At 44.8% G+C, this 17,047-nt stretch carries 13 protein-coding genes; 3 read left to right on the forward strand and 10 right to left on the reverse strand.

Annotation, left to right across the window (positions count from 1 at the left end):
* Positions 1 to 212: 212 nt before the first annotated feature.
* Positions 213 to 2,120, forward strand: a complete 1,908-nt coding sequence (locus tag AC1XTG_RS00510) for a T9SS type B sorting domain-containing protein (protein WP_484840597.1) — start codon at positions 213 to 215, stop codon at positions 2,118 to 2,120.
* Between the two features lie 15 nt (positions 2,121 to 2,135).
* Here AC1XTG_RS00510 and AC1XTG_RS00515 read toward each other — a convergent pair whose 3' ends face one another.
* Together AC1XTG_RS00515 and AC1XTG_RS00520 are read right to left on the reverse strand one after the other, a co-directional pair.
* Positions 2,136 to 2,519: a helix-turn-helix transcriptional regulator gene (locus AC1XTG_RS00515; protein WP_484840598.1), complete on the reverse strand. Its 384-nt coding sequence runs from the start codon at positions 2,517 to 2,519 to the stop codon at positions 2,136 to 2,138.
* Positions 2,520 to 2,750: 231 nt separating this feature from the next.
* Positions 2,751 to 3,566 carry a 2,3,4,5-tetrahydropyridine-2,6-dicarboxylate N-succinyltransferase gene (locus AC1XTG_RS00520; RefSeq protein ID WP_056288164.1) on the reverse strand — a complete coding sequence of 272 codons (816 nt, stop codon included), beginning with the start codon at positions 3,564 to 3,566 and terminating at the stop codon, positions 2,751 to 2,753.
* Between the two features lie 401 nt (positions 3,567 to 3,967).
* On the opposite strand from AC1XTG_RS00520, the gene gap reads away from it, so the two are divergent.
* Positions 3,968 to 4,981: a type I glyceraldehyde-3-phosphate dehydrogenase gene (gene gap / locus AC1XTG_RS00525; protein WP_056288161.1), complete on the forward strand. Its 1,014-nt coding sequence runs from the start codon at positions 3,968 to 3,970 to the stop codon at positions 4,979 to 4,981.
* A 52-nt stretch (positions 4,982 to 5,033) separates the two neighbouring features.
* On the opposite strand, the gene trmB is transcribed toward gap, so the two are convergent.
* The 7 genes from trmB to AC1XTG_RS00560 all read right to left on the reverse strand — a co-directional run bounded on the left by trmB (position 5,034) and on the right by AC1XTG_RS00560 (position 14,254).
* Positions 5,034 to 5,696, reverse strand: a complete 663-nt coding sequence (gene trmB / locus AC1XTG_RS00530; protein ID WP_484840599.1) for a tRNA (guanosine(46)-N7)-methyltransferase TrmB — start codon at positions 5,694 to 5,696, stop codon at positions 5,034 to 5,036.
* Positions 5,697 to 5,706: 10 nt separating this feature from the next.
* The gene (locus tag AC1XTG_RS00535; protein WP_484840600.1) at positions 5,707 to 7,002 is read right to left on the reverse strand and encodes a bifunctional folylpolyglutamate synthase/dihydrofolate synthase; all 1,296 of its coding nucleotides are present in this window, start codon (positions 7,000 to 7,002) and stop codon (positions 5,707 to 5,709) included.
* A gap of 6 nt (positions 7,003 to 7,008) precedes the next feature.
* On the reverse strand, positions 7,009 to 7,935 hold the full coding sequence (locus AC1XTG_RS00540) for a hypothetical protein (RefSeq protein ID WP_484840601.1): 927 nt from the start codon (positions 7,933 to 7,935) through the stop codon (positions 7,009 to 7,011).
* Positions 7,936 to 8,021: 86 nt separating this feature from the next.
* Positions 8,022 to 9,089, reverse strand: coding sequence for an HU domain-containing protein (locus tag AC1XTG_RS00545; RefSeq protein ID WP_484840602.1), 1,068 nt, complete (start codon positions 9,087 to 9,089; stop codon positions 8,022 to 8,024).
* A gap of 30 nt (positions 9,090 to 9,119) precedes the next feature.
* Complete coding sequence (locus AC1XTG_RS00550; protein ID WP_056288143.1) at positions 9,120 to 10,790, reverse strand: TonB-dependent receptor; 1,671 nt, start codon at positions 10,788 to 10,790, stop codon at positions 9,120 to 9,122.
* Between the two features lie 33 nt (positions 10,791 to 10,823).
* On the reverse strand, positions 10,824 to 13,889 hold the full coding sequence (locus AC1XTG_RS00555) for a tetratricopeptide repeat protein (protein ID WP_484840603.1): 3,066 nt from the start codon (positions 13,887 to 13,889) through the stop codon (positions 10,824 to 10,826).
* A gap of 113 nt (positions 13,890 to 14,002) precedes the next feature.
* A complete protein-coding gene (locus tag AC1XTG_RS00560; protein WP_484840604.1) occupies positions 14,003 to 14,254 on the reverse strand; it encodes a hypothetical protein in 252 nt (83 codons plus the stop codon).
* Between AC1XTG_RS00560 and AC1XTG_RS00565 the strand changes: the two genes are divergently transcribed.
* Positions 14,255 to 15,313 carry a tetratricopeptide repeat protein gene (locus AC1XTG_RS00565; RefSeq protein WP_484840605.1) on the forward strand — a complete coding sequence of 353 codons (1,059 nt, stop codon included), beginning with the start codon at positions 14,255 to 14,257 and terminating at the stop codon, positions 15,311 to 15,313.
* 2 nt (positions 15,314 to 15,315) lie between these two features.
* On the opposite strand, the gene menD is transcribed toward AC1XTG_RS00565, so the two are convergent.
* A complete protein-coding gene (gene menD, locus AC1XTG_RS00570) occupies positions 15,316 to 17,025 on the reverse strand; it encodes a 2-succinyl-5-enolpyruvyl-6-hydroxy-3-cyclohexene-1-carboxylic-acid synthase (protein ID WP_484840606.1) in 1,710 nt (569 codons plus the stop codon).
* Positions 17,026 to 17,047: the final 22 nt, after the last annotated feature.

A 17,047-nucleotide genomic window follows, 5' to 3' on the forward strand; every position in this document is an offset into this window, starting at 1 on the left:
ATAAATGCAATTTTTGATTCGAATTGTACTTTAATCCTACAATAGTATCTCGGTTTGGACCGGTCACTGTCCTGTTCTGTCCGGTAAAGACCAAAAAGTGTATGAAAGGAACAATTAATATAATATGACCTGGAAATACCGCTGAATCTGGTGCAGTATATTGCTGGTAGTGACTAACTTTAAGGAAAGGTAACCGTTGGAAATTCAGGCGTATGGGACGAACTCTACCAGTATTTTGGTTGATATTAACACTGCTACTTGGACTAACACCGTTAGTCAGAGCCAATCACATCGTCGGCGGGGAGTTGCAGATGCTTCGGGTGGGAAATACCAATACCTACCAGATTCGGCTGATCCAGTTTTGGGACAGCAATAATCTTGTTATCCCGACCGTGAATACAGGCGGTAACCGGGATGAATCAGCCGACATTTACTTCTACGAGAAACGGACGAACCAGCTGATGGGAAGTCTTAAAGTGCGGCTTCAATCCACCAATGCAATTGCCTACCAGAATAAAGCCTGCGCAAGCAGCCGCTCGCTTAACACAAGCGTTGGCATTTACAGCGGACAAATAACCCTTGATCCAAACCAGTACAGCGACGATGAAGGTTATTATATCGCTTGGGAACGCTGTTGCAGAAATGGCGATATCAATAATATAGTGGGGCCGGGAGATAATGGGATGGTGTTTTATCTTGAATTTCCGCCGTTGCAAATTACTAACTCCGCTCCCGCATTCGTCGAACCGAACGGGCAATACATCTGTGCCAATGCGCCATTCAGTATGAACATGAGTGCAACTGACAAGGAAGGCGACGAGCTTCGGTATTCGCTGGTAGTCCCCTGGCGCGGCTCTACGACGGGAAGTGCGCCTTTCGGAAATGCTGCGGCGAAGAGCCCTTACCCGCCTGTTACCTGGGTGGACGGGATTTCGCTTTCCAATGTTATTCCCGGTTCACAGCCACTGCACATTGACAATGCGGGTAAGCTGACAGTAAACGCCAACCGTACCGGGCTGTACGTTTTTGCAATTCAGTGTGAAGAGTACCGCGATGGCAAAAGGATCGGTCTGGTAAGAAGGGATTTTCAGCTATTGGTGATCGACTGCAACAATGATCTGCCGACACCGCCTGTGATTACCATGGGATCGGCTCCGGTGGAAGAAGTCTTGTTTTGTCCTGACGGGCCTATTGAGCTGAATACCGAAAGCTCGGCGGACTGGTCGTATCAATGGCAGCTGAACGGGCTCAACATCCCCGGCGCTACCGGGCCGAGCATGATGGTAAGAGACTCAGGGAACTACACCGTTGTGAAAAGCTACACACGCATTTGTTCAAGGGACACCAGCTCGCTCGCAGTCAGGGTTCGTTATGCTCCGCCTATTGAGGCCAAACTCACGGCCGATGCGCCAACCTTCTGTAAAGGCTCTTCCATCTCGATGTATGCAAACGGAGGGAATGTGGCCGCGGATCAGGTGCTCGTGTGGAGAAAAGAAAATGCGCCTCTGGCCGGCGCAAATGCAACCATTGAGATTTCAGATCCAGGTACCTATTCTGTTGAGATAACAAACGGGATTGAAGGTTGCCGAGGACGGGATACGATGATGGTAACTCAGGAAGAGATCAAAGTGACGATGCCGGCTTCTAAAATGATGACGAAAGGGTCACAGTCTAACCTGCGCCCCGTAATTTCGCCACCGCAGCCTGATGCTACTTTTGAGTGGGGGCCATCCTACGAAATGCGCTCAGCAAACAACGCCGAGACAGCCGTTGTTTCACCGCTTGTAGATACAACTTATACCGTTACAGTAACCAGCGCTTCCGGCTGTACTTACCAGGCCAGTACATACATTAATGTAATCGAACAAATGTACATTCCGACGGCATTCTCGCCCGATGGAGACGGTAATAATGATACTTTCGAGATTAAGAATGCGCGTGACCAGATCGTTGAAGTCCGCATTTACAACAGATGGGGCGAGGTGATCCACCTGTCAAAAGGCTACGAAAAACCCTGGAATGGTCAGTACAAGGGTGCCGCCGCTCCTTCCGGCAGCTATCCTTATGTAATCAAGACTTTCGATCAGGAGGTAGAAGGTACCGTACTTCTGCTGAAATGACAGTAAACCTCTGACTTACTTCTCTTGGAACTCCTTGAATGTCCCGTCCGTGTAAAAAATTATAATCCGATCCACGCGTTTTTCAGATAGAGCAGCTATTGTTTTCGGCTCTTCTACCATTCTCTCCTGAGGCTGCGCTGAAACAGCAGTCTCTTTCTTTATCCTTGGTGCAGGTTGTTCAGGTGCTGATTGTGGCAGCTCATTTTCATCGAGAATCCACTCTAATCCTAAGTCAGGATATCGTTTAACAATCTTCTGTACCATTTCCAGACTCGGTTTATTGCGTCCGGCCAGTATATGCGACATGCTGGAACGCTGTACCCCAATTTCATCTGCGAATATGGAGGGTGAGAGTGCCTTGTCGGCAAGTATTTGTTTAATCTTATCGCTTAATGTCATTTGTAAAATCGGCTAAAAGCTTAACTGTTACAAATGTAATTTACAAGCCGCAACTCTACAACTAAACTAAATAATACAAATGTAAATTATCGGTATTAATATTGTAAATCCTGTGATTCGCAAATATAGACTGAGCAATAGTGATAGTAACGCGAACATCTTTGAAGTGTGAACACAAAAAAATACGGCACCGTGGCGGCACCGTATTTCATATTCGTCTGGTAAGTTCAGTTAGATAGCTACCTGATTTTCTCTTAATGCGTCGTTCAGAGACGTTTTCAAGTCTGTGCTGGCCTTTCTCTTTCCAATGATCAATGCACATGGAACGTGATAGGTACCTGCTGCAAACTCTTTCGGCAATGTTCCGGGAATTACAACAGAGTCTTCGGGAACAAATCCTTTATATTCAACTGGTTCGCTGCCAGTAACGTCGATGATCTTCGAGCTGCCGGTAATTGTCACACCAGCACCCAGTACAGCTCTCTTACCCACGTGCGCGCCTTCTACCACAATACAACGTGAGCCAATGAATGCCCCATCTTCAATAATTACTGGTGAAGCTTGTACCGGCTCCAACACCCCTCCTATTCCGACGCCACCGCTGAGGTGAACGTTTTTTCCGATCTGCGCGCAGCTTCCCACAGTCGCCCAGGTGTCGACCATTGTTCCTTCATCTATATATGCGCCAATGTTGACGTAAGAAGGCATTAGTACAACTCCCCTGGAAATGTATGCTCCGTAGCGGGCAACAGCTGGCGGAACCACGCGCACTCCGAGTTGCTCGTATCCGGTCTTTAACTTCATCTTGTCATGGTATTCGAAAATTCCCAATTCTGTTGTCTGCATTTGTTGAATTGGGAAATAAAGAATGATTGCTTTTTTTAGCGCTTGGTTAACCGTCCATGAACCGTCAGGCTGTGGCTCTGCTACGCGAAGCCTTCCCTTGTCAACTTCTTCTATAAGGTCCTTAATAAAACCCTTTGCGCTCTCCTCTTTCAAAAGTTCTCTGTTCTGCCAGTAATTCTCAATAGTCTCAGCAACTGTCATGTTAAAGTAATAGATTAATATAATATAATAAACAATTTGATAATCACTCAGTTATGAGAAAAAGCGTAATTCTATTTTTGCCGCCCCGCACTATATTTAAAAGTTCTAACTTAACTAGATAAATAGCCAATTCTCATCAAGGCCTACATTGAAAGGCTTAACGAAAGTAATCATTTTAAAACAAGAACAAAACTGATTGGATGCTACTATAATTAGTAAATAAGAACTCAAAAATACTAAAATAAATAGTTAGTGTGATCCAAATTTACTAATATAAGTAGTATAAACAGTTATGAGATAGCGCAGTGTTAGTGCTTATTTAACCTCAATTTTCGGCCATTATCCTTTAAATACACGCCATTTTTCGTATTTTTGCCCATAATTAACCAATCAAATAAGATATGTCTACAGTTAAAGTCGCAATCAATGGTTTTGGCCGAATCGGTCGCCTCGTATACCGCCAGATCTACAATATGGAGGGTATCGAAATTGTCGCCATAAATGACCTTACCAGCCCAAAGGTTCTAGCACATCTACTTAAATACGATACAGCACAAGGACGGTTTGACGCAGAAGTTAAATCAACAGATAACTCAGTAGTTGTTAACGGCGAAAATATCGTGATCTACGCACAACGTGACCCGGCTCAAATTCCCTGGGGATCGCATGATGTAGACGTGGTTCTTGAATGTACCGGCTTCTTCACAAGCCAGGAGTCAGCAAGCGCTCACATCAAGGCTGGCGCGAAAAAAGTAGTTATCTCAGCTCCTGCTACAGGTGATCTGAAAACTATTGTTTTCAATGTAAACCACGATATTCTTGACGGTTCTGAAACCATCATCAGCGGTGCTTCTTGTACTACCAACTGTCTTGCTCCTATGGCGCAGGTTTTGGAAGAGAAATTCGGTATCGTTAATGGCTTAATGACAACAATCCACGCTTATACCAACGACCAGAATACGCAGGATGCACCACATCCAAAAGGAGATTTGAGAAGAGCGAGAGCTGCTGCTCAGAACATCGTTCCAAACAGCACAGGTGCGGCAAAAGCGATCGGTCTTGTATTGCCTTCATTGAAAGGCAAACTGGATGGTTCAGCACAACGCGTTCCTACACTGACAGGTTCTTTAACTGAATTGACAGTGGTTCTTGGAAAAGAAACAAGTGTTGAAGAAGTGAATGCAGCTATGAAAGCGGCAGCAAACGAAAGCTACGGCTACACAGAAGATGAAATCGTGAGCAGCGATATCATCGGTATCAACTACGGTTCACTTTTCGATGCGACTCAAACAAGAGTTCAAAAAGTGGGCGATACGCAGCTGGTAAGAACAGTAGCATGGTACGACAATGAAATGTCATACGTTTCTCAGCTGGTAAGAACAGTTAAATACTTCGCTGGATTGATCAACAAATAGTCTGATCAAATAACAAGCTTAGAGGCCCGCTGGAACATTCCGGCGGGCCTTTTTAATATAATACTTCGGCTTTAATGTATTTGATAGTGTAACCTTTGCCTGTAAAGATCGTCTCGTAATGCGTCTTTACTCCATGATGATCATCCAGCAAAGTAGATTGGTACAAGTCGTCGGTATGTTCCAGGATTTTATACCTGGGAGAATTCTTCAATGTTTCCAGACTATACTCATAAAGGAATGTACTGTCTGTTTTCAGGGAAAACAATCCACCCGGCCTGATAAATCCGGCATACTTTTCCAGGAAATTTGGGTTGGTCAATCTCTTATGCTCGTCCCTCTCGCGAACCTGCGGGTCTGGATGGATCAACCAGATCTCACTTAATTCGTTTTCTTCAAAGAATTCATGCGAATACTGGATCCCGCCACGAAGAAAAGCCACATTTGCCAGATTAAACTCGGTGGCCATTGCACTTCCTCTCGCAATGCGGTCACCTTTGATGTCCATTCCTATGAAGTTTTTGTCCGGGAATTTCCTTCCAAGCCCTACCGTATACTCGCCTTTCCCGCAAGCCAGCTCCACAACGATCGGGTTTTCATTCTTAAAGTAGCGTTTGTTCCAATTACCTTTTATTTCCTGGTAAAGCAGTTTCCCTGACTCTATTACATTATCGGCCTGCGCACTAAAATTGTAATGATATAATTTCCTTCTTGTCATTTAATTTAAACTATAATTGATCCAGATCGGCTACCACAAAAGTGCTGCCTCCCACATAAATAATATCTTCTTTTGAGGAAGCGTCCTGAGCGGCCTTCAAAGCCTGGTTAACATCACTGTAACATGCGCCGCCCAACCCGAAGCCAGCGGCCGTTTCTCTTAATTCCGCTGCATTCAAGGCACGCAAATTCGATGGTGCGCAGAAGTAGTATGTAGCGGTTTTAGGAAAAAGGGACAGCATTGCAGAAATATCTTTGTCCTTTACAAAGCCGACAACAAAGCGCATTTGCGCATGTGGAAGAGATTCAAACTGCCGGATTGTATTTTCAAGTCCGCCGATGTTGTGAGCGGTATCGCAGAAAACCGCCGGTTCCGTTCCAAGTTGCTGCCAGCGTCCTTTAAGTCCTGTGAGGTTTACCACTGAGCTTAATGCAGACGCAATTGCTTCCTGACTAACGGAAAAACCGTTGTCGTTCAGAACTTTCAATGTAGTCAGAACTCCTGCCAGGTTCTTGACCTGATAAGAGCCGGTAAGGTCTAAACGCAAGCTGTCTGATTGATCTTCGCCACGATGCTTCACGCTTACAGCCAGTTTTCCATCGACAAGTCCAGCGCCTTTGACAACAAATTCCTTTTCTCCAAAACAGACAGGAGCTTGCAGTGCTTCGGCTTGTTTTAGAAACACATTACTGACACCCTCTTCCTGGTACTCACTGATCACCACAGGCACATTGTTCTTGATAATACCCGCCTTTTCACCGGCAATCTCCACAAGCGTATTCCCAAGGAATTGCGTATGATCAAGACTCACATTTGTAATCACAGAGACGACAGGCGTAATAATGTTCGTAGAATCCAGCCTCCCGCCCATTCCCACCTCAATCACAGCAACATCTACATGTTGCTGTGCAAAATAGGAAAATGCCATTGCAACAGTAACTTCAAAAAAAGAAGGACTTAATCTATCAATGTTAGATTTGATGTCACTAGTAAAATCAACAACAAATTGCTCACTGACACAAGCGCCATTAATTCTGATTCGCTCTCGGAAGTCCTTCAAATGAGGAGAAGTATATAAACCGACCTTGTACCCGGCTTGTTGCAGTACTGCTGCCAGCATGTGGGAAGTACTCCCTTTCCCATTGGTACCGCCTACATGAATAGTTGGATACTTAGTCTGAGGGTCACCCAATGATTTACAGAGCTCCTGAGTAGTACGAAGGCCCGGCTTAAAAGCACGGGCCCCAATGTTCTGAAAAACCGGTAGTTTGCTGTAAAGGAAGTCCAGCGTCTCCTGATAGTCCATTACTTATTATCTAGAACGAATTTTAAACGTGATCGTACCGACTGATTCATCAGGTACATTAGACGATTTTGGAATAAATGTTAGATCTCTAACTGCGCTTTTGTACTTGTTAACTACCGAATAGTCGGTTACTGTCGTACTCGCTGTCACGATATTTTTAACCCTGCCGTTTTTGTCAACAGTAATCTTGAAGGTAATATCGCCGGTAGCATCCGAATTATCGTCTACAACAGGTCTTCTTGCCCAGCCCCAGCCTGAGAGGTTAAGGCCCACCGCCGTGCCGCCTCCGCCGCCTTCACCTTTATAGGTCTTGGCAAACAGGCTTCCGCTCTTTGAACCTTTATCACCAATTCCATCGGCATCGTCTCCATTATTATTTCCTCCAACCCCGCTCTGCGTTCCATTGGTACCATTACTTCCGGATTTGCTTCCTGATGATTTTGAAAACAATGCATCTCTGTTGATTGCTTTTTCAGGAGCAGGCTTGGCAGCAGGCGCAGATGAATTTTCGCTTCCAGTTGATTTCTTAACGTCAGTCTTTTCAGGCGCCTCCACTGGGCTCTCGACCTTAGATGCAATTACAGGCTTTTCTGCGACCGTTTTTGTTGGCTTCGGTGATTCTATTTTAGGAGGTTTCGGTGGCGTCGGCTTCGGAGTAGCGACAGATTTTACCTTCTTCACCTCGTCGGCATCTGCGCGCATGTTCTGCGCTACCTTGCTGTCGTTCGGCTTGTTGAAAGTTTGTATATCGCCTTTCCCAACCTTGTCGGTGCCGTAGTTAACTTCTACAAACAACTCCATCGGCTCTACCTTGGGCATGGAACTGTTCAGCCGGATAAAGAAGAATAAGCCTAGCATGGCTGCGGTTATTCCAAAGGACCAGGCCCATGAAACCGCAATTCTCTGACGATCCTCAGCTTGTAATGTAATCATTGACGCTAATAGTTATTTCCTCGAAAACGTAAATTTAGGAAAATTCGTATGCAACAAAAAAGGAAGCCAGAAGCTTCCTTTTTCAATTATTTGTTTGTTTTAGGCTTAAAGACCCAGCCTTCCTGACCTATAACCGATTTCAGGCGCACAGATGCGCGGTAGGCCTCCTTTTCGCTTTCGAAGCTGTCGATCGCAACCTTTACTTTGGTGCTGTATCTGTTACCGGGTATAATCAATGCATTTTCAAATCCCTTCTCCTTCAAATCAGCTAGCAGCACATTTGCTTGTCTTGGACCTTTGAATGCGCCTGCGATCACATAGAATTTAGGTGATGCAATATGAACAGCCTCAACAGGTGCAGGTGAAGGCACAGCAATGGCTGACGAATCAACCTTGGTTACTGCATTATCTTCCAATTCCAGCTTGCCTGAATCTTCTTTAACAACTACTGTCTCATTGTTCTCAACAGGTGCCGGCTCTTCAACAGTCGTTTGCTGCTCCTGTGGTACCTCGCTCCTGGAAAACATCTCCTTGAACGGGTTTAATGTACTTTGAATGTCCGAATTCTGTGAGTTAACGAAGAAGAAGCTGAGTCCGCAAAGCAATGTAACCACTGCGGCCGCAGCCCAACGTCTCCAATTAATTGACCTAACCTTTTCGTCTTCGAACTCGATTACTTCAACTTCATGTGCTGTGGCAAAGGCCTGCGCAGCTGTTTTCGTTGCAACCTGCTTGTTAAAGTGCTTTACTTTAACCTTCTCGAAGCCGTACCACTCATCTTTAAAGTACTTCTCCGTTTTTGGCTCAAATACAAGCTTTCCTTCCACATTCCTTCCGAACTCTCCAACTCCTGCTATAACAGCCTGTCCACGAGCGTCGAGCTCCTGCCGTAATTGGTCGGTGTAACCTTTAACGTAATCAACTGCCTCGGTGTGGGTGCACTTTTCCTGCCGCGAAATGTAGTTGGCAAGTAAACCGTCGTCCAGTTTAAGATATTCATTGAAAGCAAGCTTCTTGGCCGGAGGCGAAAAGAAGCCCGAATTACTGTCGTAAGCAGCCGGGATGTGGTGAGACAAAAGCGCACCGAAACCAGGGATGATTACAAATTCGTATTCGCTGATAAGTTTTCTTAATACGGTTTCAACTGCGATCATGAAGCTCTTATTGGAGTTAACCCGACGAAGTTAAAAAGAAAATGACAATCCTCCAATAAAGTTCAGGCCCTGCTGAGGGTAGTACTGATAACGCTGGTACTGCTTGCCCAACACATTGTTCAGCGCCACAAAAGCAGAGAAGTTCTTGGTTAACAGGTAGTCAATCTTGAAATTCAGATCAGCAATAACCGGCAATTTTGTTACAACACCGCTTTGAAAATTTTTCGCTTTTAAACCCCTCAAAACGTAAAAATCGGAGGTAACGAACAGCTTTTTACTTATTGTAAGCGCATTGAACCAGTTTATGGTAAGATCAGGCCGATGCCACGCATCCTCCACTTTCGACGACATTGCATAGTCGAAGAAGTTAGCTTTTAACGAGGTTTTAAATACATCATTGAAATTGTAACCCGCCTGCGCCGATATCGTCAGCACCTTCGTTTTTCCCGGATCATAAATGATCGAGAACCTGGAAGTATCCGCCAGGGAGTTGTTAAAGTTGTAGAAGTTGCGATAGCTGGTATACGCTACTTTACCTTCATAGTTAAAGCCACCGCTCACTTCGCCTTTTACGCCGGCGCTTATCTCAGATGTTTTCTCTGTATTCACAATAAGCACATTCGGACCAAGCCACTGATTTTCTGCCAGCATACTTCTTAAAGTATTTCTGACAATGTCGCCATTCCAGCCAGCAAAGATATGCAAACCCGTAAATGGGGTCACGTCCAGGTTCACAGCGGGAAAGGCTTTTGTTTTGTTGATATTCAGCTCCTCGTCTGTTTCATTAACAACGTTAAGTCCGGCCGAAACGGAATAGATATCCGTCACATACTTGAATGTAGGCTGTACCCTGAACAGGTTCCTGTTATAGGTAAGCTGATCAACCCGCTGCGAAACGAATGCGTCTGCTTCAAGCAAAGCGTAGAAACTCTCACTGATCGGCACGGATGCATTCAGTTTTGTTCCCCAGTCCAGCTCGGACGCGCTGTATCGGTCGCGCAATGTATTCAGACTCGTTTTAACCGAATAATCGACAAGAACAGAAGCATCGGTATTTTCAAAACCGAGGTTTACACCAAACTGGTTAACAGTTTGCCTGATCGTGTCACGGTCTACAACAATCCCTTCCGGTTGCGGCTGATAACCGTAGAAATAATAATTCTTGCGATCATATTCCAAACCGGCATCCATTTTATATTTACTCCGGATATACTTTCCACCGATCTTGATGTTTGTGGATGCATTACCGGAATTCTTACCATCTACCGGTCCGTTTGCTGCTGACAGATGCTTCAACTGTGTCGTAAATGCAAGATCCTCCGCTGGCCGGCCACCTACAAAAGCTTCCCCGAGAAAACGGCCGTAGTTACCTGCGCCCAGCTTCACGTAGTTATTCAGTACGTCTTTTTCATCCTTCTCCTTCTGATCGGACGTAGCGGCAACGGCGGGAGTAAGTTTAGGGGAAGAAATGTTTATCTGCGGATCAATGATCTCGTAAGACACTTTCTTCTTTCCCGTTTCACCTTTTACGGGTTGTACTTTATCAAACACCCGGTTGGCCGGAGCAAATTCAATGCTTTTCTCTTTTACAATCTCATAGGTCTGACTTTCAATCTCACCGCGTTGGGCAAGTGCCTGAGAGAACGTGAAAGCCGAAGCTATACCTGCGATAACAATTCGCGATGCTTGCGTTTTAATCATTTGTACCAATATTTTTTGTTCGACCGGAGTGGACTATTTCAGTTTCTCAATTTGGGTTAGCTTTTCTTTAGCCAGCTCTACTGCTTCTTTATCATCTGAATTTTCAATGATAGAATTCAGTGTCGCTTTTGCCTGACCAACTTCATTCAAACCGGCGTATACATCTGCCAGCAGGATGAATGACCGTGCACGCCAGTAATCGTAGCCTTCAAAGGATTTACCCATCTCAATAATGGCAGTCTCAGCCTCCTTATACTTCTTCTCCTTGAAAAGGATCATTGCTCCCCAGTAGCTTGCCTCTGCGCCAAATTCATCCTTAGAGGATTTGGAAATTTTCCGGAACTCCTCTGCTGCTTTCGTCAGATCACCTTTCTCATAAGGAACTTTACCCAGGTACAGCTGCGCCTTACCAAGCCCACCAGGAACTACATTTCCTACGTTAATCACCTCTTTGGCATAATAAAGTGTTGAATCGTAGCTTTTCAGGGTATAGTAGGTATCCATCAAACCAATCCAGGCCTGTGTCTGCTCTTTCTTATTTTCCGAGTTCCGCAACAGGATCCTGAAATTGGTAACTGCATTGTTGTAATTACCCCGCCCAATCTCCAACTCAGCCGAACGTTGCGCGGAAGCAGCCACGAAAGTTGATTTATTATCCTGAACAACTTGTCTGTATCCCTGCAATGCCTCATTTACCTGGCCAAGCTTGTCATAAGATGAAGCGATAAAGTAGTTCGCGTCAAACTTGTGCTTGCTTGCCGGGTAGCTCGACAAAAATCCTTTCAGGGCCTGAATCGCATTGTCGTACTTCTCTGCATAGTACAGGTTACGCACGTTATCGAACTCAACTTCTTCGAGCTTCTCATTGCCGGGATTGTTTTTCCTCACCACTCCAAGTACCTGTGTAAACTCCTCAGGTCTGCCCACGGCCGTGTAACTTTCCTGAATACCTTCCAGCGCGCTGCTTGCAGAAGGCGACTCGGGATGTTCAGTCAGGATCTTACGGAAATCGACAATTGCCTGTTCGTATACCTGCAGGTTATAGTAAGACTGAGCCCGGCGCAGCAATGCAGCAGGGATCATCAAACTTTTAGGCTGCTCGTTGATCATCCGTGTGAAGCCTTTCACAGCCGCTGAGTAACTCTGATTTTGGAAATCAATATCAGCCATTTGGAAGTACGCATCATCCAGGTAACGTGATGAAGGATATTGGCTGATCAGCAGTTCAAATTGCTTGCGCGCCTCGGCTTCGCGGTTCATATATACATAAGCCCGTCCCTTCTGGAACATCGCATAGTCTTTGTCGACCTTTCCTTTTGAAGCAACCTGCTCATAAGTCCGTATCGCCTCATTGTAGTTCTTCGCGGCCAGGTAGCAATCCGCTAATCTTGAATGCGCATCTTCGATCATCTGCACGTCCATTCCTTCAATATTGGAAGTGAACTCCTTGAAATAGGGTAGCGCCTGGCTGTATTTTTTCTGATTGTAATAAATGTATCCTAATGCATACAAGCTCTTCCGCGCGTATATACCAGCTTTGGGATTTTTTGAAATCTGAGTGTAGAGCGAAGCTGCTTCATCCACTCTTTTCAGTGCATATACTGACTCCGCTTTGTAAAACAATGCAGAATTAGAGATCTCCGGGTCGATAGGTACTTTCAGGGATTTGTCAAACATGGCAATCGCCTGATCGAACTTCTCCTGATTGAAATCGGTCACTCCCTGATTAAAAGTAAGCCTCTGATAAGTGCCATTGATTTTAGCATTGCGGGAAGACAGCCCTTCAATGTATTTGATAGCACCCTGACTATTGCTTGCATTCGCATAACCTTCTGCGATCAACTCAGTAGTTTCTTCCTTGTGTTTGCTATTCGGGAACTTAGCAAGAAAATTGGTAAACTCTTTAACCGCTTCTGCATTGTTGCCTGTTTCAAGCTGCACTTTCGCGTGGTTATAAGAAGCCTCTTCTTTTACGATCTCATTGTGATCTAACCCTGCTGCATTCCCGAAGGCTGTTAAAGCATTACTTAAAGCATTAGTCTTTAAGTAACTGATTCCCAGTAAATATGAGGAGTATTGCGAAACAGAATCTTTACCAGAACTTACGGGCTTTAAGGTAGTTATTGTAGCCTCATAATTATTGGTTCTGAACTGCGAGTGTCCGTAATGCAGAGCAACCGCCGGTGGCATAGTACCAGCTTTCATTCTTTTGTACCGGTCGTATGCTTTTACAGCCGCAGCATAGTCGCCTTTTTCATAGTAAACTTCTGCAACGTAAAGAGCAACATCGTCCAACTTGGTATTTCCTCTTTGTTGAGCAAGGATCTTTTCTCCATACTGTGTGAGCTGGTCGAACTCTTTTAGTTGATAAAGAGAAGAGATAATCCAGTTGGGCGCCTCGTTTTTGTAGTAAGGATGTGTTTCTACACGGCGGAAATCTTCCAGAGCAACATCAAAGTTGTTTTTCTGATAGTTAATTACCCCGGCATAAAATGATGCATCTCCTGCATTTGCAAAAGATGCATCCATTTTTACCTGATTAAAAAGCGGCAATGCAAGATCCGGCTGTTGCGTGTTATAGTACGACATAGCAAGCTGGTACATGCTTTCCGTCTTCATTCCACCGCCAGTTGGTGCTTCGACCGCCTTTTCAAGGTAAGTTATTGCCTTGTCATAATTCCCTGAATTGAAATAGTAGCGTCCCAGATCTCCGTAAACCTGCTGTGCCTTGGGATGTTCTGCGTGATTTTTTACAAACCGGTCTACCTGAATTTCTGCTTCCGGATAGTTCAGATAAAGTCCCGTGACTGCGACATAATATTCCGCAGTTACTTTGTTGTAATCACTGGTGCTCAGCAATTTGTTCTGTGAGCTCAGGAATTGGCCAAACTCCTGGCGTGCAGCCACATAGTTAGACTTTTCGTAATATTCCAGACCATTCCGGAAGTGAGCTTCCGGCTCTGTTATAGTTAATGTATTCTGCGCTGACACATAGGTCGTGCCTGCACATAAAAGCAATCCGAACGCCGAAGCGCTGCGTTTTAATACCATAGAAGCTGAGTTGGTGGAGTTTTGAATGAATTTAATGCGATGGACCATATCTTTATATAAGATTATCTGAGCGCACAAATACCGCCTGAAATTGTTTGCTATCTAACGAAAAGCACATTAAAAGCGTATACGTGAACAGGTTTTGACGGGGTTACAGTACGCTAAAACACTACATTATTGCGCCTCAGAGAAGCGAAGAAGTCCTCCTGCATGGCATCGAATTTGGACCTGACTGATTCCATGAAAACCTGATCCAAACCCGCTTCCAGTTCGTCTGCACGTTCCACTTCGTATTCATCAATCTTGTAAGTTTGCTCAAAAAGACCAGACTCAATTTTAATAATGTATTTGTTGTTCCACTGATAAAGCCCAATTTTGAACTCCGGATTTGGAATTCCCTTTATATATCTCATATGTCGTTAAAAAAGCTAGAAAACCCATTTGCTAAGCTTCAATATTCATTAGCACTAATAATTTTAGCTGTATTCTTTCTGCATTGTACGAGTCAGAACAAGAAAGATGCTGCTGATTTTTTCCTGAAAGCAAATCAGGCTTTGACTCAAAAGAACTATGCCGAGGCAATCAGGCTATATGATGAAGCAATCTCCAAAAATGCAGATTTTTCAGACGCATACCTCAATAAAGGAATAACTTTATTGAAAATGGGCAAGGCGGAAGAAGCCTATGAGATTTTGGCAGAAGCTACCCGCATTGATCCTACACTCGTACAGGCAAATCTCGTAAAGAGTGAAGCTGCCCTCCAACTGGGCCGGCTAACCGATGCTGTGGAGCATTTGAAGGCAATTGAAAAAGAGTACAAGGATTCTGCCCGCTTCTTTTTGATTAAAGGAGACGTGCTCGCAGCACAGGGAAATGATGTTGCCGCAATCTCCGATTATGATAAAACGATTTCTCTGGAAAAGGATAACGTAGAAGCATATGTGAATCGGGGCGCGCTTTATTATCGCATGAGGTCCTACCCTGCTGCCAAAGCTGACTTCGAGAATGCGCTTGCTCTTGACGCTGCGCATCCTCAGGCACTCAATAACCTTGGACTGATACTTTCCCGCGAGAAAAACTGGAACGCAGCCCTGGCTTGTTTTGACAAGGTGCTGGACCGGCAACCTGATGATGCGTTTGCGTTAAATAACAAAGGATATGTATTGTTGAATACAGGTTTGGCTGACAAAGGAAAGGCATTGATCGAGCGATCGCTTGAAAAGTTACCGGCTAACGGGTATGCACTACGCAACCTGGGTATTTATTATTCTCAAAAAAACGAATTCGGAGAAGCATTGAAATATTATTCCAAAGCCATTGAAATAGCAGAGCCCGTAGAAATGCTCTACGGGCTCACCGGCAATGCGTATTTTGGATTGAAGCAGTTGCCCGAAGCTTGCAGGATCTGGAAGCAGGGAATTGTACTGAAAGACGCTCTCGCTACTGAACTCGCTGCTCAGTATTGTCAGTAACCCTAAACCTGCATTGACTTCAAAGCTTTCCAGGTCTGGCGATTTTCTTCCGGATTTGTAAAGATTTCCAATAAACTGATCGTGTTCGATGCAAGGAAATCTGTCATTGTCGAATGCATCAATGCAATGTCCCGCAATTCAAAATACGTAATATTAGAATCTTCGCACGTCCGCTTTGCTGTAAATGAATGTCTGGTCTCAAAATACTCGCCAAGTTCAGGCAGTCCGGCAGGGCCGTCGATCATTCTAAAAATATTACCTCCTGCATTATTGATTACTACTATCTTCAAGTTGTCGGGCAAATGTCGTATCAGTAAACCATTTCTATCATAGAGGAAACTCACGTCTCCGACAATCAGGAGCGTAGGTTGATTGTTTACGAGTGCCGCACCAACTGCTGTGCTCACACAACCGTCAATTCCGCTGGTCCCTCTGTTGCAATAAAGTCCAAGGCTGCTCTCATGACTCAGTGCATTGGCATATCTAATTGCCATGCTATTGCCTACATGCAGCTGATAACACCCATTTATCGACGAATAAAGAAATTCTAACGATGTTAGATCATTTAACGAACTTAAATTACTTATAAAATGCTGCTTATAGCGTCTCGCTTCATGCTCTTTTTGCTGCCACAAAGCACCATAGCCACTATCATTCTGAAAATCCGATTTTTCCACAAATAGCTGATAGTCAACCTTCTCGAATAAAGATGTGAAGAAATAAAGAGGTTCAACAGGTATTTGTCGGGTCAAGGATTGCATTGGATCGGCTAAAAAGGAGTCTTGCCCTATGTGCCAGTGCTGCGAAGGTGCATTTTTTCGCAGGAAGAGCTTTAATTCTTTTGATACAAGCGATAATCCAAATGTAATCAGCAAATCGGGAGCTAGATTTTCATCTTCTGCACTCCTCAAAAATAGATCGTGATGACGAACGAAGAGCTCGCTTCCAGGCAAATTGCTTATACAATCTCCTACAACCGGCACATTCCATTCTTCTGCTATTTGCGCAAGTACCCTACCCAATTCCGGGTCAGGATTATGCTGTCCTCCTACAATCAATATGCGTTTGGCTGAGTCCAGCTCATCCAGTAACATATTCCACTTGTCAGCCGGAATGGTTCTATCAGAAACTTCTCTGTTTATAATGCGCACATTTTCTGATTGCACGAATTCTTCTTCCGGAGAAGGGTAGAACGGCTCACGGATAGGAATATTAATATGCACTGGCCCGTTTGGCTTGGTATCGCTCAATCCAACTGCTTCATTCACGATCCGGTTAATGGCCCACACCGCATCCTTGTGTCCATAGTCAGAAGGAAGTTCGAAAGATCGTTTTACATGCTTACCATATATTTCATTCTGATAAATGGTTTGACCGTCGTACTGGTGCAACCAATCCTTGGGTCGGTCTGCTGTAAGGATCAGCAAGGGAATCTGCTGAAAAAAGGCCTCTGCAACACCAGGAGCGAAGTTATAAGCTGCACTCCCGGAGGTACAGATTAATACGACCACAGAGGTTGTTTGCTGCGCTATGCCCAGTCCTATAAAAGCTGCGGAACGTTCGTCCATGCACACATGCATCTGAAATCCGCCGTGCCTCGCAAAAGCAAGTGTGAGCGCAGCGCTTCGCGATCCTGGTGAAACTACCGCGTGCCTGCTTCCGTGCGCATAGCAAATTGCCGGAATGTCAATCAAAGGTTGTAAAATGGCCATATGTAAAAGAAAATAGCCTCTT

Source organism: Dyadobacter sp. HNCC25DJ183, from assembly GCF_056895175.1.